This is a genomic window from Agrobacterium sp. 22094 (assembly GCF_052046015.1).
Taxonomy (GTDB): Bacteria; Pseudomonadota; Alphaproteobacteria; order Rhizobiales; family Rhizobiaceae; genus Agrobacterium; species Agrobacterium cavarae.
Genome location: NZ_JBQEPX010000001.1, coordinates 1,985,356 through 2,004,225 on the forward strand (window position 1 = coordinate 1,985,356; position 18,870 = coordinate 2,004,225).

The 18,870-nt window shown below is 61.3% G+C and carries 21 protein-coding genes; 19 read left to right on the top strand and 2 right to left on the bottom strand.

The genetic code is table 11. The features are described 5' to 3' along the window. Nucleotides 1-23 precede the first annotated feature (23 nt). The gene (locus ACTJK5_RS09655; protein WP_440612289.1) at nt 24-719 is read right to left on the bottom strand and encodes an SAM-dependent methyltransferase; all 696 of its coding nucleotides are present in this window, start codon (nt 717-719) and stop codon (nt 24-26) included. Between the two features lie 179 nt (nt 720-898). Between ACTJK5_RS09655 and ACTJK5_RS09660 the strand changes: the two genes are divergently transcribed. The 13 genes from ACTJK5_RS09660 (at nt 899) to ACTJK5_RS09720 (ending at nt 13,715) form a co-directional block, all read left to right on the top strand. After that, the gene (locus tag ACTJK5_RS09660; RefSeq protein WP_440612290.1) at nt 899-2,077 is read left to right on the top strand and encodes a hypothetical protein; all 1,179 of its coding nucleotides are present in this window, start codon (nt 899-901) and stop codon (nt 2,075-2,077) included. A gap of 26 nt (nt 2,078-2,103) precedes the next feature. After that, nucleotides 2,104-2,469: a head decoration protein gene (locus tag ACTJK5_RS09665; protein WP_440612291.1), complete on the top strand. Its 366-nt coding sequence runs from the start codon at nt 2,104-2,106 to the stop codon at nt 2,467-2,469. 29 nt (nt 2,470-2,498) lie between these two features. Beyond that, nucleotides 2,499-3,500 carry a major capsid protein gene (locus ACTJK5_RS09670; protein ID WP_440612292.1) on the top strand — a complete coding sequence of 334 codons (1,002 nt, stop codon included), beginning with the start codon at nt 2,499-2,501 and terminating at the stop codon, nt 3,498-3,500. An 81-nt stretch (nt 3,501-3,581) separates the two neighbouring features. Next, the gene (locus ACTJK5_RS09675; protein WP_440612293.1) at nt 3,582-3,917 is read left to right on the top strand and encodes a hypothetical protein; all 336 of its coding nucleotides are present in this window, start codon (nt 3,582-3,584) and stop codon (nt 3,915-3,917) included. A 4-nt stretch (nt 3,918-3,921) separates the two neighbouring features. Further along, nucleotides 3,922-5,754, top strand: a complete 1,833-nt coding sequence (locus ACTJK5_RS09680; protein WP_440612294.1) for a peptidase G2 autoproteolytic cleavage domain-containing protein — start codon at nt 3,922-3,924, stop codon at nt 5,752-5,754. Further along, nucleotides 5,751-6,116 (top strand): hypothetical protein, encoded by a 366-nt coding sequence (locus ACTJK5_RS09685; protein ID WP_440612295.1) that lies wholly within the window; start codon nt 5,751-5,753, stop codon nt 6,114-6,116. The genes ACTJK5_RS09680 and ACTJK5_RS09685 overlap by 4 nt, the downstream gene beginning before the upstream one ends. Beyond that, nucleotides 6,113-6,577 carry a hypothetical protein gene (locus ACTJK5_RS09690; RefSeq protein ID WP_440612296.1) on the top strand — a complete coding sequence of 155 codons (465 nt, stop codon included), beginning with the start codon at nt 6,113-6,115 and terminating at the stop codon, nt 6,575-6,577. Before ACTJK5_RS09685 ends, ACTJK5_RS09690 begins: the two co-directional genes overlap by 4 nt. Nucleotides 6,578-6,589: 12 nt before the next feature. Beyond that, a complete protein-coding gene (locus ACTJK5_RS09695; RefSeq protein WP_440612297.1) occupies nt 6,590-7,363 on the top strand; it encodes a hypothetical protein in 774 nt (257 codons plus the stop codon). A 54-nt stretch (nt 7,364-7,417) separates the two neighbouring features. Continuing rightward, nucleotides 7,418-7,957, top strand: coding sequence for a hypothetical protein (locus tag ACTJK5_RS09700; RefSeq protein WP_440612298.1), 540 nt, complete (start codon nt 7,418-7,420; stop codon nt 7,955-7,957). A 205-nt stretch (nt 7,958-8,162) separates the two neighbouring features. Beyond that, nucleotides 8,163-11,099 carry a hypothetical protein gene (locus ACTJK5_RS09705; RefSeq protein ID WP_440612299.1) on the top strand — a complete coding sequence of 979 codons (2,937 nt, stop codon included), beginning with the start codon at nt 8,163-8,165 and terminating at the stop codon, nt 11,097-11,099. After that, nucleotides 11,099-11,638, top strand: coding sequence for a hypothetical protein (locus ACTJK5_RS09710; protein ID WP_440612300.1), 540 nt, complete (start codon nt 11,099-11,101; stop codon nt 11,636-11,638). The genes ACTJK5_RS09705 and ACTJK5_RS09710 overlap by 1 nt, the downstream gene beginning before the upstream one ends. Further along, the gene (locus ACTJK5_RS09715) at nt 11,638-13,497 is read left to right on the top strand and encodes a hypothetical protein (protein ID WP_440612301.1); all 1,860 of its coding nucleotides are present in this window, start codon (nt 11,638-11,640) and stop codon (nt 13,495-13,497) included. The genes ACTJK5_RS09710 and ACTJK5_RS09715 overlap by 1 nt, the downstream gene beginning before the upstream one ends. A 2-nt stretch (nt 13,498-13,499) precedes the next feature. Then, complete coding sequence (locus tag ACTJK5_RS09720) at nt 13,500-13,715, top strand: hypothetical protein (protein WP_440612302.1); 216 nt, start codon at nt 13,500-13,502, stop codon at nt 13,713-13,715. A 231-nt stretch (nt 13,716-13,946) separates the two neighbouring features. Here the strand turns inward: ACTJK5_RS09720 and ACTJK5_RS09725 are convergent, their stop codons facing one another. Continuing rightward, complete coding sequence (locus ACTJK5_RS09725; RefSeq protein ID WP_440612303.1) at nt 13,947-14,699, bottom strand: hypothetical protein; 753 nt, start codon at nt 14,697-14,699, stop codon at nt 13,947-13,949. A gap of 105 nt (nt 14,700-14,804) precedes the next feature. Here ACTJK5_RS09725 and ACTJK5_RS09730 point away from each other — a divergent pair, with 105 nt between their 5' ends. From ACTJK5_RS09730 to ACTJK5_RS09755, 6 genes are all read left to right on the top strand, one after another. Then, a complete protein-coding gene (locus ACTJK5_RS09730) occupies nt 14,805-15,089 on the top strand; it encodes a hypothetical protein (protein WP_440612304.1) in 285 nt (94 codons plus the stop codon). Between the two features lie 143 nt (nt 15,090-15,232). Further along, nucleotides 15,233-17,119 carry a hypothetical protein gene (locus ACTJK5_RS09735; RefSeq protein ID WP_440612305.1) on the top strand — a complete coding sequence of 629 codons (1,887 nt, stop codon included), beginning with the start codon at nt 15,233-15,235 and terminating at the stop codon, nt 17,117-17,119. A 154-nt stretch (nt 17,120-17,273) separates the two neighbouring features. Then, entirely contained in the window at nt 17,274-17,525 is a 252-nt protein-coding gene (locus tag ACTJK5_RS09740; RefSeq protein WP_440612306.1) for a hypothetical protein, read from the top strand. Then, the gene (locus ACTJK5_RS09745; RefSeq protein ID WP_440612307.1) at nt 17,525-18,334 is read left to right on the top strand and encodes a glycoside hydrolase family 108 protein; all 810 of its coding nucleotides are present in this window, start codon (nt 17,525-17,527) and stop codon (nt 18,332-18,334) included. The genes ACTJK5_RS09740 and ACTJK5_RS09745 overlap by 1 nt, the downstream gene beginning before the upstream one ends. After that, complete coding sequence (locus tag ACTJK5_RS09750) at nt 18,331-18,558, top strand: hypothetical protein (protein WP_440612308.1); 228 nt, start codon at nt 18,331-18,333, stop codon at nt 18,556-18,558. The genes ACTJK5_RS09745 and ACTJK5_RS09750 overlap by 4 nt, the downstream gene beginning before the upstream one ends. Then, nucleotides 18,552-18,806 carry a hypothetical protein gene (locus ACTJK5_RS09755; protein ID WP_440612309.1) on the top strand — a complete coding sequence of 85 codons (255 nt, stop codon included), beginning with the start codon at nt 18,552-18,554 and terminating at the stop codon, nt 18,804-18,806. The genes ACTJK5_RS09750 and ACTJK5_RS09755 overlap by 7 nt, the downstream gene beginning before the upstream one ends. Nucleotides 18,807-18,870: the final 64 nt, after the last annotated feature.

Sequence of the window (18,870 nt, forward strand, 5' to 3'; positions counted from 1 at the left end):
GGACTCTGGGAGCAGCAGTCGGGCTACCGTCTGCCAGTTACCCTTGCGGGTGCGGGTGCGGCGGTGGGTGGAGAGGACACTCCTACGTTGCCGGTTTCCGATACCGACTTCACGCCGCATAGCACGTAGTAGCGCATGGGAGACACGCTAAGGAGCAGGCCTTTACGCTCGACTTCGTAATCGGGCCGCTCCTTCACGGTGTACCCGGCATCTTCCAGAATGGCCGCGATTTTCTGCTTAGAGTGTGCTCGCCATGGCAGCGTCCACCAGAACAGCTTGGCAACCCATTTCATTGCTGTCTCCAGCCATACGACCGGCTGTGCCCCGTCTGGATCCGCGACCAAAATGGAGCCGCCGGGCTTGGTCAAACGGCGCGCCTTCTCGAACGTGTAGCGGATTTCCTTCTTGCTCATATACATGAGAGTGCCGAAGCACATGACCAGATCGTACCGGTCATCTTCAGGGACGTCTCTCACCCGGCGCCTGTAAATGCCCTTCTTCCCACTGACGTTGACCAGCTTGATCCGCTGCTCGAGGTCGCCGAATTCGCCGGGAAGTTCGCGCACGAAGCCGAGCTTGGTGCCGCCGATATCTAGCGCGGTGGCGTCCTTATTCTTCAAGAACTCCCGAACGATCCTCTTGACCGTCTCTGGGTCTGACGACGGCGAGTTCGCGTTCCAAATCTGCCACGAGGCCCAGTCCGACAACTTGTTTTTCATGCTACCACCCCTGCTTTTCGAGGTGGTCTCTAGCTCGATCGATTGAAGTTGCAGTTAAGCCAATCGTTAGAGTCTGCCGCACCAGTGTCGTAGCCTTTCTTTTTTCTGCGACATCGCTCTCGAATCTTGCAGAACCCCAGGTGACCCTCGTCTCGATAACCACGCCGAGACGAGCGAGAATGCCTGCAGCCATCCGAAAGCCGACCACCGAGAAGCGCCACGAGCGCGGATACTCCGTGCGCGCTTTTGCCGGTGCCCCCACGTCTATCGATCCGGAAACCCGATCGTTCGACATCGTGATCACGACCGAGACCCCGGTGAGAACTTGGATCGAGGATCCGAGGATCACGAACCCGGAGACGCAGAACTGCTCGTCGATTGAAGTTGACGAAGTCCTCCTCACTGAAGGACTCGACTACTCCCGCACTCCGCGCATGCCGCTGATCGACAGCCACGACACCTACTCGTCAATCGACAAGATCGCCGGGAAGATCACGGACGTCCGAGCCGAGGGCCAGAGTATCGTTGGTCGGGCTTTCCTCACCAGCAAGCGCGCGGACATCTTGCCGGACATCGCCGACGGTTTCTACGGCAACATCTCGGCAGGCTACTGCGTGCTCGAGTGGGACATCACCGACCGCGAGAACAACGTCCCCCTCGCAGTCGCGAAGAGGTGGATGCTGACCGAGGCCAGCTTCGTAGCCGTCGGCGCCGATCCCAACGCATTCGTCCGCAGCGCCGGAGCAGCCCCTGCTCCAAAGGTCACCTACCGCGCGCTGCCGAAATACCGAACCCAGGAGAAGACCATGAAGAACCTGAAGCGCGGCCTCGGTCGCAAGCGCGCCGACGAAGGCACGGCTCCCGACGCCCCGGCACTCGACGACGTCGTTGCGCAGGCAGAGGACGCGGTCGCCGCTGCTGAAGCTGCTATCGACGCGCTCGACGAAGCCGTTTCCGCCGCGGGCGATGATGCTGGCGACGAACTGATGGAACGCGCAGCCGCTCTCCGTAGCCGCTTCCGCGCTGCTGAAGACGAGGCCGACCCGGACGCCGACAAGAAACCCGACGACGAGGACGGCACCCGCGCCGACGGCGACGACGAAGACATGACCGAGAAGGAAAAGGACGAGGTCGACGCAGTCCGCTCGATCGCCCGCTCTTACGGTCTGACCAAGCTCGTTGACGACATGGTCAAACTCGGCAGCCGGGCATCGCAGATCAAGTCCGCCGTCCGGTCGAAGATCGCTGGCGGCGCCAATCAGGCGGCCACCCCAGCCGCCGTGGTGAAGCCCGCCCAGCGCGCTGCGGCTCCCACTCTCAACACCGCCGCGATCTACGCGGCCAGAAACAAGCGCTGAACGGCGCACGATAGGAGACCATTCCCATGGCAACTGTTCTTACCCAGCGCCCGGCCGATGAAGGCTTCCTGATCGGGGAAGCGAAAGCCGGCATCTCGCGCGATGTTATCACGCTTGCGGCTGGCGACTATGACGCCGGTTCCGTCGTCATCTCCGATGGCGGGAACTACGCACTCGCGACCCAAGCTCTCGTTGATGCCGACGTAGATCAGAACGCGAAATACGCGATCGTGCTGCGCCGCACTTACTCGACCGTGGCCGTCAAGGCGGCAGCTATCGCCCGGCATGCCCGCGTCAAGGACTCGGAGCTGATCACCGGCGCGGGTCTCACGGTCGCCGAGGCCGCGCCTCTTCTCGCCAAGACCGACATCATCATCTCCGCCGCCAACTGAGCGCTGCGAGAACCACACAGGAGTTCCCCATGAATCTCGCAAACGTTTTCCGCGGCGATGCCTTCAGCTTCCTGACGCTGACGACCGCCCTCAACCTCCTGCCCGTAGAAGCGAGCTCTGCCGACGACGTCGCAAACTTCACGCAGTCCGGCATCAACACGCTGACCGTTATGGTCGAAGAGAAGGAAGGCAAGATCGGCATCGTGCCGACCGCGCCGCGCGGCTCCGTGGGCCGTGCTCAGTCTTCGAAGCGCAGAAAGGTCCGCACCTTCGCGGTCCCGCACTACCCGACTTACGACGCGATCCTCGCATCGGAAGTTCAGGGCGTCCGCCAGTTCGGCTCGACCGATGTAATGGAGACGGTCGAGTCCAAGCTCGCTGAAAAGCAGACGGACATGCAGGCCTACCTCAACCGCACCCAAAACTTCGGCAAGTGGGGCGCTATTCAGGGCGTTCTGTACGACGAAGACGGTTCGGTGATCTACGATTGGTTCGACGAATTCGGCGTCCCGCGCAACGAATACACGATCGATCTGGAAGACCAGAACCTGAACCTCGTCGCCGAGGTCATCAAGCTTAAGCGCCAGGCCGAAAAGGAACTGGGCGGCTACACTTACTCGAAGTTCGTGCTGCCGCTGCCCGCTGCGGTCTTCGACAGGTTCGTTGCTCACGTCAGCGTCCGTGATGCCTACAACCGCTGGCAGGACGGCGCCTTCCTCCGTGCCGACAACCGCAAGGGCTTCATTCTCGCGGATAACGTGGAGATCCGTTCGGTCGACGTCATCGACATCGGCAACGGTCTCACCATCATCCCCGAGGATGCTGGCTTCCTGGTTCCGGACGCGGCCGCGCTGTTCAAGATGAACTTCTCGCCGGCCGACACGCTCGAAGCCGCAAACACCATCGGCCTGCCATACTACATGGGTTCTGAACCCATGCCGTTCGGCCGCGGTGTAGAGCTGGCCGCGGAGTCCAACTTCGTCGCTTACAACGAGAAGCCCCGCGCAGTCGTCCGAGTCAACTTCGTCTAAGGGCGAAGTTACAGCCCGGCCGGGCGTCCTCCTCCTCCATCCGGCCGGGCACCTGCTATTTCCATCTGAGAGACCGCCCCCATGGCACACACGATTCCAACCGCCGTCTCTGCGCTGGGCGATGCCTTCCAGGCGATGCTGCTCGATAGCGAGCGCGTCACGAAGATCTCCGTGACATCGACCACAGAAGACGTCGTCCATGAACTCAAGGTGGGCACCACGCTTGTCGTCCTGAACGTCGACAGCGGTTCTGCGGGCGTTCTCGTCTGCCGGCTGGACGACGCTTTCGACGACGAGCGTGCCTGGCTTCTCCAGCCCGGTCAGCATCCCCTCAACGTCCCCGGCGGCATCCGCACGCTGCGCTTCAGGGCGCTCGCGGATGAGACGGAATCGACCGTCAGAATTCAGGAGAACTGACCCGATGATGGTTCCCAATCTTACATCGACAGGCAACGCATCGACGGTGCCGGTGCCCGGCCCGCGCGGGTATTCGGCGTATCAGATCGCGCAGCAGGAAGGATTCGAGGGCACCGCTGCCGAGTGGCTGGCATCCTTGCACGGGGTCAGCGGGAAATCTGCTGAGCTTCGCAAGACCGCGACCGCGATCGAGTGGCGTTACGCGCCGGACGGCGAATGGTCTGTACTGGTGCTACTCTCGGAGATCTCCGGTGAAGATGGCAAATCTGTGTCGCTTCGCGTCGCCGGGTCCTCGATCCAGTGGCAGCAGGACGGTGGTCGGTGGGCCGACCTTGTCCCGTATTCGGCTTTGACTGGTGTGCCAGGAGAGAATGGCCTGAGCGTTGAGCTGCAGAAGACTGCCACGCATGTGCAGTGGCGTCAGACGGACGGGGTCAATCCCGGAGTATGGGTGAACCTCATCGCCCTTGCCGACCTTGCTGGAGGAGGATCATCGTACGACGACTCGGCGCTGGTCGAGAGGATCTCAGACGTCGAGACCGACCTCGCCAACAACTACCCTCGCTACAATTTCGAGAAGAGCATCTCGGCGCACTACGTCTACGCCGGTCGCATGTCCGATGACGGTCAGGGAAACTACATTCAGAATGGCGGTGGGGTGGTTATCGGCGGCGTGACCGGCGTCCGCTACAGACACGAGGGGTTCTACGAGCACTTCGACGAGGGCTCGATTGCCAGCTACCCTAATGTGGCGAACCGAGCAAACAGACTTGCTCTCTGCCCATCAGGCGCGCCTGCCGACGTGATCGGCGAAGACACTGCCAGCTTCGCGCTTCAACGTTTAAACGGCGCGTACGAAGAGCGCTTCGTAATGGTCAGCAAGAAATCAGGTGAATACCGTCTGGCTTCAGTTGCGACTGGCGTCGGGCTTAACTACCCCATCACCATCGCGCCCGGTAACGTGCGCGTCGCAAGGTTCGAGACCAACGGTACCGTCACCTTTACAGCAGAGCAGCTTGCAGGCGGTGCGAACACCAACACCGTCGTTACGATCAAAAATCCCGCGGTCATGCAGTTCATGCGGCTTTTCGGGAGAACCAACGGCGAATTTGGTATTGAATACAACAGCTCGGCGGGGCTGCTCGAATACAGGATGAACCAACTCGGTCTCGGTATCGGCGGCGTGAACGCGACTCGTCGCGTTCATGTTCAAGTTGCCGATCAAGCCGTTGGATCGTTTTTCACGTCTTGCACCCACGCGTCCTTTACTGGTCAAGCACTCCAGATCGATGTGAACAGAGCCGCCTCCGCGTCGTACTCGTATTTCTTCGCGCGGAGCAACGCTGACGTTACGCCCGACATCGAATTCAATCTCAGGGGCGACGGCCAGGCATTTGCCGATTTGACATGGAATGCAAACGGCGCCGATTACGCTGAGCTCTTCGAATGGACCGACGGCAATTCCCTCGCTGAAGATCGTGTCGGCCAGAGCGTTATCCTGGTGGGCGACAAAATTCGTGCTGCAGTCCCCGGAGAAGAGCCCATTGGTGTCGTCTCCGCACTACCTTCTGTCCTCGGCAATGCCGCGTGGAACTCGTGGGCAGGGAAATATCTGACCGATGACTTCGGCCGCGTCCGGAAAGACGCCGAAGGTAACCCGATCCTCAACCCAGATTTCGATCCGGAGCTGACGTACACGCCTCGCGAAGATCGTCCGGAATGGTCGCCTGTCGGTCTGACTGGCCGTCTCCGTCTTTACAAAGGACAGCCGACCGGCTCTCGGTGGATCAAGCTCGCCGACGTGAGCGATGCGGTCGAGGAGTGGTTGGTACGATGACCGCCCGCGTCTTCCGCTCCGCCGCCCGCATCTTCAACCGCACCTTCTCCGAGGACTCGCCCGCGCGCTGGTACCGTCATGACGGCCCAGCGGCCGGCGACCCGCTTTCGATCACTTTCAACTCCGCCTACGTCGAGCGCGCCGTCGACGGGCTGGAGGTCACCGCCCCGCAGCCGAGGGCAACCTGTCTCGTCATGGACGCGATCGCCATCGCCCCGGAGCGTGCGCAGAACCTCAACATGCTGTTTTCCAACCGGGATTTCTTGCTGATCGAAGGCATTCGGCACGACGTCGAATCTTGCAGCGTGGACGGTTACGGTTCTTCCACGATCAAGTTAATCCGAAAGTCCGCAGACACATGAGCCATATCCGCCAGCAGATTCGAGAGGCCGTAATCGAGCGGCTCCGCGCGTCCGGAGAATTCGGGCTAGTCGACGAGGAACTGCGTGCCGGCCGCGATCTGCAGCGCGACGAGTTCCCGCTTGCGTTGGTTGGTGTCACGGATAAGACCGTGAGCCTCGGAAAGGGACCGGCAGGAACCCGCCGACAGACTCGGCAGGTGACGGTCGTCGTCCGCGTCGGCCACCAGCTTGACGACCTCTCAACAATCCACGCGCGGCTCGACGACCTGACCGTCGTCGCCGAGGAACTGCTCGCCGACCCCAGCCAGCTCGGCGTCGGAGCTTTCGTCGACTGGGGTTACGTGGAGACTGGCGTGCCAGACCACGCGGCCTATGAGGCCGGCTATGGCGTCCTTCCCATCGTCTTTTCCGGCACGCTGACAACCCTCGAAGGCCGCCCGCAGGCCAACCTTCATTCCTAACAGGAGACCACCATGGCCAACATCTGGCAGCCCATCGTTGACAACTACGCGAAGTACAGCATGCAGGTGGCCTTCCAGCCACAGGGCGACGACGGCGCCTACAAGCTGGGCGACCTCGAGACCGCGACGATGTCCTATGACATCACCGAGATCGAGCGCTGGTCTCGCGAAGATGCGATGCCGTTCCTCGCCCGAACGGACGTCACCCGCAAGGGCGGCACGCTCAACATGACGATCTTCTCGATCACCGAGTTCGCGAAGGCGCTCATGGCGATGGACGATCCCGGTCAGTACTTGACGCAGGCTGCCGTACCGTCCGTCACGAAGATCTTCCCTGCTTTCCGCCGCGGCCGCATCTACTCGACCGGCGTGAAGTCGTCCTCGATCACGGAGTTCAAGGACACCGACGACGAAGAATACATCCTGGACACCGACTACCGCTTCTTCGGCGACACCGGCGACTTTGAATGGATCGGCCCGACGACGACCACTGGTGGCTCGATCACTGTGTCTGGATCTGCAATCACCGCGACCGCGGGTCGTCAGGAACTCGGCATTCTCGCCGGCTCTGGTCAGCGCGGCCGCCTTGTCATGTGGGGCACGAACGAGATCGGCAAGCCGGTTCATGTCGAGCTGTGGTCGGTGAAGCTCACTCCGACGGGCGAGATCAATCTGCACGGCGGCGACGACTACACGTCGCTGCAGGTGCAGGCGAAGCTCTACGGCGACGCTACCAAGGAGCCGCGCTTCCGCTACGGCCGGATGATCGACTTGGCCGCTGCGTAATCAATCCCGGTGGCCGCCGGCTGCGGCCACCCATCCATGTCTTGAGGAGGAACAATGGCTCAGATCGTAAACTTCCGTGCAGTCGACGCGCTGCTGGCCCGCTCGGGGCATTGCTATAAGACCCGCAAGATCCTTGGCGAGGACATCCCGATGCGGGAGCTGACGATCCTAGAGTGGTTGCAGATTGCCCAGCGGTTTCCGCAGGTCGCTCGGCTCTTCGAGGGGCTGATGCCGACAGAAGACGGCCCGCCGGTCGGGAATCCTACTAACCTCTTCGCTGGTCTCGGCCCGGACCCCATTGCGGCCATCGTCGCAATCGCGATCGGACATCCCGATCCGGAGGCATTCGAGCGGACATTCCTGACGTCCTCGTCCGAGACGGTGAATGCGCTGGGTGTGGAAGCGCTCGACGCCGCGTTCGGCGACGGAGGATTCGAGGATTTTTTTATGAGGTTCCTCGAGTTCCTTCAGAAGCATCTGCCGATGACGGAAGGGATGCTCGAGGGCGTAAGCGAGGAAAAGGCAGCGCTGCAGCCGGCAAGCCCGCGGAAGAAGTCTGGTCGAAAGACGGCCTCCAGAAGCAAGGCGAGCTAGTTCGGCTCGTCAAGCTCGCGGTCGAGTATCGTAATCGGACGGGCATCGACGGTATGGAAATGACACCCAGTCAGCTCCAGTTCGCGATGTCTCTGATCCGTGAACAGGACCGGCTCCAAAGATTGGACATGGCGCACGCGGTGTCTGCCGCGATCTCTGCGGCATTCGGAAACAAGAAGGCCTTCGAAAGCCTGTGAGATAGCAAATGGCAGGAACGACGCCGGAGATCAAAACGAAGTTCACACTCGAGGGCGTGGAGAACGCACTCGCGAAATTTCGTCAGTTCCAGAAGATCGCGTCGGAGGCGTTCGGCAAGACACGGCAGGTGGCTGGCAAGACGTTTGGGCCTGCATACCGCGGGCTGTCCGACCTCGAGACGAAGGCCCGTCAGGTTTCCAAAGTTCTGGCGTCGGTCGGCGGCCGCACCGCGTTCACTGGCGTAAAGATTGGAGCCGCCTCGGCGGGCGTTGCCGTCGGAGGTCTCGCCGCGAAACTGTCGCTGGTCTCGAAAGCGGCCACCGCAGCCAGCAAAGAGACGGCCGCTGCTCTCCAGAAAATCGGTCAGGACTCCCGTCGCCTCGGCGAGAAGCCCGGCGACCTTGCCGTGCTCGGTTTCGCCGGTCGTCGTGAGGGTATTGATCAGGACGAGATCTCGGTCAACCTGGCGCATATCGCGGGAACGTTCAAAAACGTGCGGGACGAAATCGGTCGGACTCGGAAGGAGTACCTCAACTGGTACACGCAGGTTACCGACGCTCAGAAGCTGATGCGTCGCAATCCGGCCTTCCGAAGCGAGGGCAGCCAAGCTCAATACGAGCAGGATTTCGGCAACTATTCGTCCGCTGCGCAGGCGTCGATTGACTACATCGAAGGCGCGCTGGCGCAGAACTTCAACCGCTTCCATACCATCCGGGCGGACAACGGCCGTCGCGGTGCGGATGACGATGTTGCTGACCGGCTGTCCTATATGTCCGCCCAGCAGGAGCTCGTCCAGCAACGGAAGGCCATCATCGACTCCTTTGGGCCGGAAGGCCAGGCGCTATACGCGCTGAAGCCCTTCGGTCTCGACGTAGAGAAAGCATCCAAAGGTGGGACGGAAGGCCTGATCGCGCTCTCCGACGCAATGGCGCGTGTGCCGGACGCGGCCGAGAAAGTGCGCCTGTCCATGCTGCTTTTTGGCGAGGACGCTGGTCCAAAGATGTTGACGCTCATGAACAAGGGCCGGAAGGGGATTGAAGAATACCGCGCCGAGCTGGAGCGTCTGGGCGGTGTCGTCTCGCAGTCGGACGTCGATCTCGGCGAGAAATACGAGGCCTCGGCCGAGAACCTCCGGACGGCCGTCGGCGGGGTCAAGCTTGAGATCGCCCGCAATCTGCTGCCTTACCTTGAGCAGACGAACAAAGAGATGACCGAGTGGCTTGTGAAGAGCCGGCAGGTCATTGCTAAGGAGGCGACACAGGCCTTCTTGGCCACGAAAGGATTTGCGACGGACGTCGTGCATCTCTTCCAGGGGAACGGTGACGTCCTCCAGACGCGCTTGCTCGACGTCGTCGTCAAGAAGACTCAGGTCGCACGCGCGGCGGTCGGCGAGCTCTGGAAGCAGGTCACCCTCGTTTGGGGCGGCAAGGGTTCAGACTGGCCGTGGCTGAACAAGATCGTCGACGTCCTCGGTACCGTGAAGAGCTTCGCAGTGGAGGTCTTCGGCCTCTTTCAAGGCAAGTCCGCCAAGGAATTCGGCTGGCTCAACGACGTGAAGGAAAACGTCATCTGGTTCCGCGACCGGATTTCGGAAGCCTTCGCCATGTTCAAAGGCACCCTCAAGGTCATCAAGGACGACTTCATCAAGCCGATTGCGGACTGGATGGGGCAAGATGTCACCTCGACGCTACTCTACGTCGGCATGTTGCGCTTTACTGGCGTCCTCGGTCTGGTTGCCAAAGGATTCGGCCTGCTGAAGGGCGGTATCGGCGGAGTGATTGCCACCGGTGCCGGGTTGGCTGGGATCGTTACAGCGCTCTATAAAGTGGGGAAATTCGTCCGGGGCATCTTGGGTGCCGGCAAAGCTGCAGGCGCGGCTGGTGCCGTCGCCGAAGCCGCATCCACTGCGGGCGGAGCCGCAGCAACGGTCGAGGCCGCAGCCGGAGCGGCCGCCGTCGCCTCCTCCATGGCAGGTGTCAGCAAGTCGGCAACCGCAGCCTCCGAGAAGGTTGCTTCCGTTGGCAAGGCGGCGGCCGACGTCGCACGCGGTAGTCGTCTTCCGGAACTAATCGGGGACATCGCGAACATTTCCGCGGGAGCTGCCGTTGTTTCCGACAAAGCTCTGCCCGGCGTAGGCAAGGCCGCAGGGAAAGCCGGCGAAGCCATGGGCTCGATGTCGAAGACGGCGACGACCGGCCTCGGCTCGATCCTGCAACGGATCCCCGTCGTCGGCGGGGCGTTCGGCTCCTTCGGTAGCAAGGTCGCGGCACTGTTCGAGGGGTTGACCGGAAAGGTCGGCGCGTACGTCACCGCTCTCGGCGGCATCCAGCCTGCGCTGGCACGGCTGGGCGTCCAGTTCGGTGTCCTCGCGGTTGCCGCCGGCGGAGCTTTCGCAGCGGGCCAGTATGCGATGTCGAAGTGGCAGGACATGCTCGGCACCCAGGATTCGTATGACGGCATCCATAAAGCTCAAGCCGATCTCATGAAGGCGCAGGGCGATGCCTATCTGAATCGGCGGCTCGGCAGCCGGGACGAGAACGACGTCCTGACGAAGCGCGCGTTCTACAACCGCGGTGGTAACAATGCTTACACCGGTCAGACGGCCAGCGAGCGCTTCCTGACACAAGCGAAGGGTCTCGACAGCCTTGTCTTCGGCAGCGACCGCTACACTGGCCCGCTAGCTGAGTACCAGTATCGGCAGGAAAACGGCTGGTCGCTGGACCCGGACACGGGCATGTACGTCAAGGATGGCGAGAAGCCGCAGCGGCCGACGCAGACTTTGCCGGGCTGGGAGGGCAGCAAGCAGCAGTCGGCTCCGCCGCCGGTCAAGGAGCGGATTCAGCTCGACTTCAATATCAACGACCGGAAGTTCAGCGGCGTGTTCGACGAGTCGGCCGGAACCGATCTCGCGTCGCAGCTCGGCGAGCTTCTAAGGAAAATGTGATGGCAGGATCTCCGACCGCTCTCATGTGCACCGATCTCGCGTTGGGCTGGCAGTCCGGCATGGACTTGTCGTGCAGCATCGAGCCGATCTCCGCTTCGGGTGATATCACCCGCACGTGGAATGGGCGCGCCGTCAATCTCGCCATGCCGGAATTCCGCCTCTTCTCTGTCCGGATTTCTTCCGGACAGAGCGAGGTCCGTTCTCCAGCGCTGTCGCAGCTCTGGCCTGGAACAGTCTTCCAGCTCGTTCCGCTCAATGAGTTGGGTGACGCTCTCGCCGTCGGCACACAGTCCCGCACGCTCGTCCGCGACCCGCATCCAGGCAGCGTGCGCTGCGTCGATGCCGCCTTCGAGCCGATCGAGTTCTCGGTCGTTGGCCGCGTGGTCACGCTCGCGGCCCCGGCGACATCGCCCATTCGCATCTACTATCGGCCAATCCTCACGCTGATGGTCACCGCGCCTTGGCAGGAAACCTTCCGCGAGGCGGCCGCCGAGGTGTCTTGGTCTCTCGAGGGCGAAGAACTCGGAGGAGAAGCCTGATGCGATACCTTATCCCACTACCCACTTTCGACGCCGCCGTTCCTTCGCAGCCGTGGTCGAACGAATGGGAGGTGCTGTCCGCGACCATTTCAGAAGCGGAAGATTCCGACATCATCGTGCCGGTCTTCAAGTGCACCACCAAGAACCCCGGCATCTCGGGGATCGTGACAGGCTCCAGCCGCTACTACGCCCTCGTCGACGACGGCGAGGAACTCTGCCGCGGCAAGATGCTCTCCATCCCAGCCTCGCTCGGCGGCGCTCGCGTGGAGATGGAATTTCACTGCAAGCCGCCCTCCAGCGACGACGTCCTGCAGGCTGCGGCTGATGCCCTGCGTACTGGCGAGATCGACTACGATCCCGACGCGCCGGCTGCCGACAGAGATGCCGCAGAGGCATACGATCCCCTTTTCCAGTCACGTGATCCGTCTGATGATCCAGCGTCGGCGCTCGTCGGCCGGCCGGAAGTATGGCGGTGGGACCGGAAGACGTTGACCATCGAACGGACGCACCTGACCGACGGCGCGGTGCTGCACGACATTGGCCGAAACGGCCTGGCGAAACAGGGCAGCGACGGCCCGAACATCAAGATCGGCCAACCGCCGAAGGCCGTCACCAAGATCCGCCTCGTCGCATCCTGGACGCAGGAGGCCAAGGGAAAGCAGACCGTATCGTATCCGGCCAGCGTGACGACGTTCTCGTGGCAGGACTTCAAAGATGCGTTCCCGAAGCCTGGCGACAGCATTGGATCATCGACCGGCTGGACTTTCGCCGAGGCGTCCGTCGACGGCGTCGCCGATGGAGTGCTCTCGACGTTCCTGCTGAACGGCGACAGGTGGGGCTGGGCGGCGAACGGGCACGTAAAATGCAGACCGAAGGTCGTGTCATATACATGGCGCGCGGCTTACGATTACCGCCAGCAGCGGCAGGAGTTCGTCGATCTCAGTCTGCTCGCCGGGGTTCAGGACGTGCTCTACGACGACGAGAGCAAGGAGACCGTGGAGACGAAGGACCTCGCTCAGCTCAACATCGACAACATCACCCAGGATTGGGTCTACGAAGACCCGGACACGCTGGAGCGGAAACACTACTCCGTCGGTGAAGAGGTCTTGGCTTCGGACAAGGCGTGGACCTGTGCCAAGGATCATGACGCAACGGATGACTTCACCGTTCGCGACCCAGTTACCAACGAGGTCCTGTGGACAATACGCTCGAAACGCGCGCCTCTCAAGGATCCCGACAGTCCGAAATTCATCGACCTGCCGCGAGGTATCCGGTCGATCCGACATGGTCTCCGGCGGCTTCACCGCGTCGTGCTTAAGCGCTCGCGCTGCGTGGAGGTTTCTTTCGACGTCGAATGGAGCCTCGGAAGGGACATCTCCTGTGCGGATTCGTGCCGTGTCGAGCATCGTCTTATCCCTGGTGGAGAGGCGACCGGCAAGGTGATTTCGTGGTCTGCGCAGATCCCTGAGGGCGGAAACCGGTCGGTGTCGATCACTATTGCCTGCGCCGTTGGCAACGGAGCGGCGGCGCCCGTGGCCGGAGACGGTCAGGAGGAGACGGCTGGGATCGTCTACACACGGACGAAGCCTGGCGTGAAAGAGCCTGTGAAAGCCTCGGCTCTCCCCGCCAAGTCGCCGCGCGTCAACGAAATCAGCAACGATTGGACGGTTCAGGAAGCCGCTGGCAACTCTGCAGCCCTCGGCGGTCAGGACCCTGTCATTGCTATCGGCCAGAACCCGACCCAGCTCCGTATCGGATTCGACGCCCTGGCCGAACAGGATGTCATCACTCGGCGGTTGAGTGCGACGACCCTGCCGATCTACGTGCCCCGCGGCATCAATCTCACACCCGAGGTATAGTCATGGCCAAGGCCCCCAGCCTTCTCCCGTTGACCGCGTTCGTCCAGCGACACGTCCGTAGCGCGCTCGATGGGCGGCCGCAAACCATCACTTACGATTTCAAAGGACGTTGGGACGTGGATGGAGAGTTCGGTATCGTCATCGGCAGCACGACGCCCGTCGACGTAGCCTACTGCCTCGAATCGACCGATGTCACGTGGACCCCACCGACGACCTGATCGGAAGGTGCATCTGCGCATTTAAATATTGCGGTTAGTTTAGTCGGTTTGGTATATTGGGACATCTTAAAGAAAGGAGGTAATTAATATGAATTTTCAATGTATAGAAATTAATGACATTAGAGATAAGCTATTTTGTAAGCGCTGCAAAAGCGATCCTTGCATCTGCAAACCGAAACCGATCTTCGGATAAACTTAAGGGGCCAAACGGCCCCTTAGGCATGCCGCCGATCAGGGGTCGATAGCAGCGTTCTTAATCGCGGAGTTCACCGCGCTGACTAAGAAGTCCGCAGCGCTCAAGACCTTGGTTGCTCCACGCAGATTTCCGTAAGTCGCCAAGCCGTGCATTTCCGCGTGCCGATTGGGATCGGTCAACGCCGTAGCGTCGGCCTCGGTAAAGCACGTCGCGAACAAGCTTTCGGTCAACATGCTGAAGGCACCGAGCGACTCGACCGGCGGGTAGAAGCCGACAGGAAGGTTGGAGATGTAGTCTTGGATCGCTTTGACGGCGTCCTTCTGCTTGCCTGTCTTGCCTTCAGACTGAAGGACAAGACGGCCGAACCGTTCAAACTCGGGCATCAGCGTGCGGACGACGGACAAGTAGCTTCCTGCCCGATAGGAGATAATCGCTTCCTTCAGAGCCTGCCTGGCCAAATCGTCGAACTTGTAGGTCGACAGTCGGCTCTCGAACTCCGCGGCGATCTTCTCCTTGTTTTCCGTCACCCACGTCTCGATGACAGCCGCTACATCCCCACCGGCATCCTTCGTGTCCATAACCTTGTAGAGGAATGAGGAGGGCATCACGTCCAAGCCGATCCAACCTACGTCGGTGAAACGAGACGTCGCGTCGAACGCTAGAGCGACCGGATCGAACACCGTTGCAGTCTGAGTATTCGGGCCACGGGTGCCGTCCTTTCGACCTAGCCACGACGGGATGTGGTTTAGCAGCCAGACACCAGTGTGACGCGTTTCATCGACTTCCATGTGATCCTCCCCTTTGAGCTCGCCAAATGTGGGGGCGGCATCGAATCTTGCAAGGTCTCGTGATCGACTGAAGGACGATTGCACCCCTCCCGCGAGCACAATTTTATGGCAGCAGAACTCCCGTCGTCCGAGATCCTTGAGTTGATCCGCGGGCAAGCCCGTCTCGAGACAAAGATCGATACCTTTTTCAGCGCCCAGACGGCCCTCAAGGACGAGGTCAACACCGTCAAGTCGGACGTCGCTGCGGTGAAGGCCGACGTCGCCGAGATCAAGACCCAGCGCAGGGTAACCATGGCGAACCTGGCGCTCCTGACGATTCCCGCCGGCGGAATTGCATGGCTCGCCGGCCAGATTGCAGAACCGCTCCTGAAGAAATTCCTCGGCGTTTAACCCATGCCGGTCGCCGTATTGTCAACAACGTTGCCGATACGGCTACAAAATCAACGTGTTGACGACTTGCGGCGCGCCCAGTCGACGACAACCATCTCCGAAGAACCCCACCGAAAAGAAATGGGGTCAACTGGGAGAAGAGCATGAAGACCACATATGAAATTCACGCGGATTCCGTCCGCGCGCTGAGGCTGGGAGGCCTCTCTTACTCGCAGATAGCCGCCAAGATCGGCATCTCGAAAACGCAGGCCAGAAGGATAGCCGCCCGTCTCGAGGAGACGGAAGCCGGGCAGTCCGAAAAAGGGATCGATCAGTCCGAAATACGGATCGCCGCCAAGACCCCGAAGAAATCCTCCAGACCGACCGAAGCCGACATCCGGGAGAAGGTTGCTACTGATGAGTTGACGGTCCCTTTTAGCAACTGGCTGGGGAACGGCTGGATCAGGGAGGCTGGCGAGCCGCTGGAAGTGTATGAAACCGACGAGAACGGCGAGCAGCAGCTCGTCGGGATGAATGTCGATCCTGGCGTGCTCTGGCCGGACGACTGGGATGGCCCGAAGACTGTCGATGAAATTTATGTCCACCCGAACGTTCCCGCGCCCCGCCGAAGCCGAAAGCGCGGCTTCATCCTCACGATGGCACAAGCACTCACACCTGCCCACGGCCCTTTCGTCCTAAACCTCCACGCGCTCGCCGCTGCCCTCGGCGGATACGAGGTCATCATCGGCGGTGCGACGTACGGAAAGAACTTATTCACTCAGAAACGACGCCGCGATCTGCTCGAGGTCGCCCCTTGGTCGGCGATGATCGGCGAGCTTGTGACCCGTAGTCGCCGCCACCTCGCCGCCAGCGTCCAGGCGTGTTTCGAGATGAACATGCGGCCAACGAAATCGAATCCGCTCACCGGTCTCAACGGCTACATTCGCGGCGTCACCAGCATATTCGCACATCCCCGCAGAGCAATCGTTTCTGTACCGCGGCCTCAGTTCAACGAGTCGGTCACGATGTGGACCACGGGAGCATGCACGGTGCCCAACTACGTCACTCAGGAAGCCGGGCTAAAGGGCCTCGAGCGCCACACCATGGGCGCGGTCATTGTCGAGATCGACAGCGAAGACCGCGTTTTCGTTCGGAACGTCGATGCCGACGCCCAGACAGGGAACTTCCATGACCTCGATCTGGTGGTTTCTTCCGGCTGTGTCTACACGCTCGACGACGCCATCAGGATTTCGGATGGCGATGTCGACCGGCCTTTCATGGGAATCCCGTGCACTCATCGCGCAGACATCCACCTCCCGTATGCACGCGCGCTCTGGGGCTATGGAGGGAACCCGGAGGGGGATATCCCACTTATCGACCTCGTCCGCGCCAGGGGCCAATCGTTCAACGACTTGTTCGACGGCCGGGCTATCAATCATCATGAAGATCGCAATCCCATATCGGTCTATAAAAGGCACGCTAGGCACAACCAGCACCTAGAGCCGGAAATCCAACAGGCGGCTCAGTTCCTGTCCGAGACGTCGAGACCGTGGTGCAAGACCTACGTCACGTACAGTAACCACGACGACTTCTTCCTGCGCTGGCTCCAGCGGCCTTCGACCGAGATCGCGGTCGAGAACCAGAAGCTCTGGTACGAGGCGAACTACGAGGTGCGGTCAGCCATCGACAAAAACGAGCCCTTTGACGTCTACGATTGGGTTCTCAGGAAGGCCAACCGCCACGTCGACTTCGAACTTGTTAACGCGGACACACCCCTCATCGTCTACGGTGTCCTTTACAGCATGCATGGTGACATCGGGCCGAACGGCGCCCGCGGCTCGACGGTGGGCCTCTCCAAGCTTGGCATCAAGATCACGAAAGCCCACGACCACACTGCCAGTGCAGTCGATGACTGTTGGTCGATCGGCAACCTCTTGAAGAACGCCGACTACGCCAAAGGCCCAACGAGCTGGGTCGGCGTTTTCAATCTCGGGCATGCTGACGGAAACCGCCAGATGGGCCTCCTGATCGAGGACAAGTACCGGGCGTGATCGTCTCGTAAGCAAACGAGACCGCCCGCATTTGTCCAAGGCGGTCTCGTAACTCCAGCCAGATGTGCAAAACCGTCTCATAAGAGCGGCAGCAACCGGCGTTGGAATCTTGCAGACGGACGCCACACTATGGAGGTCTCAACCGGAGACGTCGATGGGCCTGCCCTGCATCCCTGAGCCTTACAAAGCGGTTACCGCCGTGCAGATCGAGGACGCTCTGGCCTCCGCGATCGTGCAGCACTGCGATGCCCGCGGAATCGGCGCTGCCGACATCGCCCAACGATATCCCTCAGTCCGCGCAGGACACCTCAACCGCCTTCGCAGAGGCGAGCCATTGGGATTCCGGATGCTCTCCTCCATCGCCGAGGCCCTCGGCGTCGAAATCCTTCTCAAGGTCAAGGTCTGATGCGCTTCAACTTCCTCCCGTCCCTGAAGCTCACCCTCAAGTCCGAGGGCGGCAACGTCGACGACAAGCGTGACCCCGGCGGACGCACGTCCCGCGGCATCATCCAGACCGTGTACGACACCTACCGCCGTACGAGGAAGCTGCCACTGCGCGACGTGTGGACGGCAACCGAAGACGAGGTCGCCGACATCTACCGCACGCAGTACGCCGACAAGCTCCGCTTCGACGATCTGCCCGTCGGAGTCGACTTCGTTGTCTTCGACGCGGGCGTGAACAGCGGTGTCTCGCGCGGTGCGAAATGGCTTCAGTCCGCACTGGGCGTCAGTTCTGACGGCGTTGTCGGCGCGAAGACCATCGCGGCCGCCTCCGCAGTCGACCCAGTCAAGCTCATCAAGTCCGTCTGCGCGAACCGTCTTTCGTTCGTCCGCAGCCTTACGACCTTGTTCAAGACTTTCGGCAAGGGCTGGACGTCGAGGATCTCATTCACCGAAGCGAACGGCATCGCGATGAGCATGAAGGCAAGCGGCTCCACGGCCTCACAGGTCGCCGACTTCGCCCAGCTCGAATCCGCGTCCGCAAAGAAGTCGGCGAAGGCGTCGTCCGGAGCGGCTGCCGGCAAGGGTGTCGGAAGCGGCACCGCAGCAACTCAGTTGGACTGGCCGCACCTGACGACCTTCGAGATCGGATTTCTTGCCGCCGGAGCCATCGGCATCATCGTCCTTGTCGTCTTCCTCATCCATCGTTCTCGAATCCAATCATCCCGAGCCGACGCATACGCCGCTGTCGCCGCGGAAGGAGCAGCCGCATGAACATGTCATTGATCGCCCCGCTTGTCCCGCTACTAGCCGCTCTGCTGCGCGCGCTGCTTCTTGCCGGTCCCGGAGCAGCCGCATACCTCGACCCTGAACAGATGAACGACGTCACGATGCAAACGGCCGGTCTTCTAATCACGGTCGCTGGGATCGTCTGGCAGGTCTACTCCGGGCACCGTGAGGGTAAGCGCCGCTTGCCGCGGGGAGACCGTCCATGCTGACGGCCATCCTCACCTGGTTCACGACGACCGTCGGCAAGACCGTGGCCAAGTGGGGTGTCATCTTGTCGACGGCAGCCGCGATCTACTGGCGTATCTATGAATCCGGCCGGAGCGCAGAGAAAGACGCCGAGGCCCAGCGCGACGCCGAAACCGTGACGAGAAGGAAATCGATCGATGAAGCAGTTGACCGCATGCCTGATTCTGATGTTCGCGATCAGCTCGCTCGCTGGGTGCGCCACGACGGCTAACTGGTGCGCCGCCAACCGGCCTATCCGGCCGATGTCCGAGGACGTGCAGACGATGTCGTCAGGA

Excerpts from the sequence above, each read along its gene's own strand:
- ACTJK5_RS09700 (WP_440612298.1), top strand. The coding sequence starts at position 7,418 with ATGGCTCAGATCGTAAACTTCCGTGCAGTCGACGCGCTGCTGGCCCGC.
- ACTJK5_RS09725 (WP_440612303.1), bottom strand. The coding sequence starts at position 14,699 with ATGGAAGTCGATGAAACGCGTCACACTGGTGTCTGGCTGCTAAACCAC.
- ACTJK5_RS09695 (WP_440612297.1), top strand. The coding sequence starts at position 6,590 with ATGGCCAACATCTGGCAGCCCATCGTTGACAACTACGCGAAGTACAGC.
- ACTJK5_RS09690 (WP_440612296.1), top strand. The coding sequence starts at position 6,113 with ATGAGCCATATCCGCCAGCAGATTCGAGAGGCCGTAATCGAGCGGCTC.
- ACTJK5_RS09710 (WP_440612300.1), top strand. The coding sequence starts at position 11,099 with ATGGCAGGATCTCCGACCGCTCTCATGTGCACCGATCTCGCGTTGGGC.
- ACTJK5_RS09745 (WP_440612307.1), top strand. The coding sequence starts at position 17,525 with ATGCGCTTCAACTTCCTCCCGTCCCTGAAGCTCACCCTCAAGTCCGAG.
- ACTJK5_RS09740 (WP_440612306.1), top strand. The coding sequence starts at position 17,274 with ATGGGCCTGCCCTGCATCCCTGAGCCTTACAAAGCGGTTACCGCCGTG.
- ACTJK5_RS09685 (WP_440612295.1), top strand. The coding sequence starts at position 5,751 with ATGACCGCCCGCGTCTTCCGCTCCGCCGCCCGCATCTTCAACCGCACC.
- ACTJK5_RS09680 (WP_440612294.1), top strand. The coding sequence starts at position 3,922 with ATGATGGTTCCCAATCTTACATCGACAGGCAACGCATCGACGGTGCCG.
- ACTJK5_RS09735 (WP_440612305.1), top strand. The coding sequence starts at position 15,233 with ATGAAGACCACATATGAAATTCACGCGGATTCCGTCCGCGCGCTGAGG.
- ACTJK5_RS09750 (WP_440612308.1), top strand. The coding sequence starts at position 18,331 with ATGAACATGTCATTGATCGCCCCGCTTGTCCCGCTACTAGCCGCTCTG.
- ACTJK5_RS09730 (WP_440612304.1), top strand. The coding sequence starts at position 14,805 with ATGGCAGCAGAACTCCCGTCGTCCGAGATCCTTGAGTTGATCCGCGGG.
- ACTJK5_RS09755 (WP_440612309.1), top strand. The coding sequence starts at position 18,552 with ATGCTGACGGCCATCCTCACCTGGTTCACGACGACCGTCGGCAAGACC.
- ACTJK5_RS09675 (WP_440612293.1), top strand. The coding sequence starts at position 3,582 with ATGGCACACACGATTCCAACCGCCGTCTCTGCGCTGGGCGATGCCTTC.
- ACTJK5_RS09670 (WP_440612292.1), top strand. The coding sequence starts at position 2,499 with ATGAATCTCGCAAACGTTTTCCGCGGCGATGCCTTCAGCTTCCTGACG.
- ACTJK5_RS09705 (WP_440612299.1), top strand. The coding sequence starts at position 8,163 with ATGGCAGGAACGACGCCGGAGATCAAAACGAAGTTCACACTCGAGGGC.
- ACTJK5_RS09665 (WP_440612291.1), top strand. The coding sequence starts at position 2,104 with ATGGCAACTGTTCTTACCCAGCGCCCGGCCGATGAAGGCTTCCTGATC.
- ACTJK5_RS09720 (WP_440612302.1), top strand. The coding sequence starts at position 13,500 with ATGGCCAAGGCCCCCAGCCTTCTCCCGTTGACCGCGTTCGTCCAGCGA.
- ACTJK5_RS09660 (WP_440612290.1), top strand. The coding sequence starts at position 899 with ATGCCTGCAGCCATCCGAAAGCCGACCACCGAGAAGCGCCACGAGCGC.
- ACTJK5_RS09655 (WP_440612289.1), bottom strand. The coding sequence starts at position 719 with ATGAAAAACAAGTTGTCGGACTGGGCCTCGTGGCAGATTTGGAACGCG.
- ACTJK5_RS09715 (WP_440612301.1), top strand. The coding sequence starts at position 11,638 with ATGCGATACCTTATCCCACTACCCACTTTCGACGCCGCCGTTCCTTCG.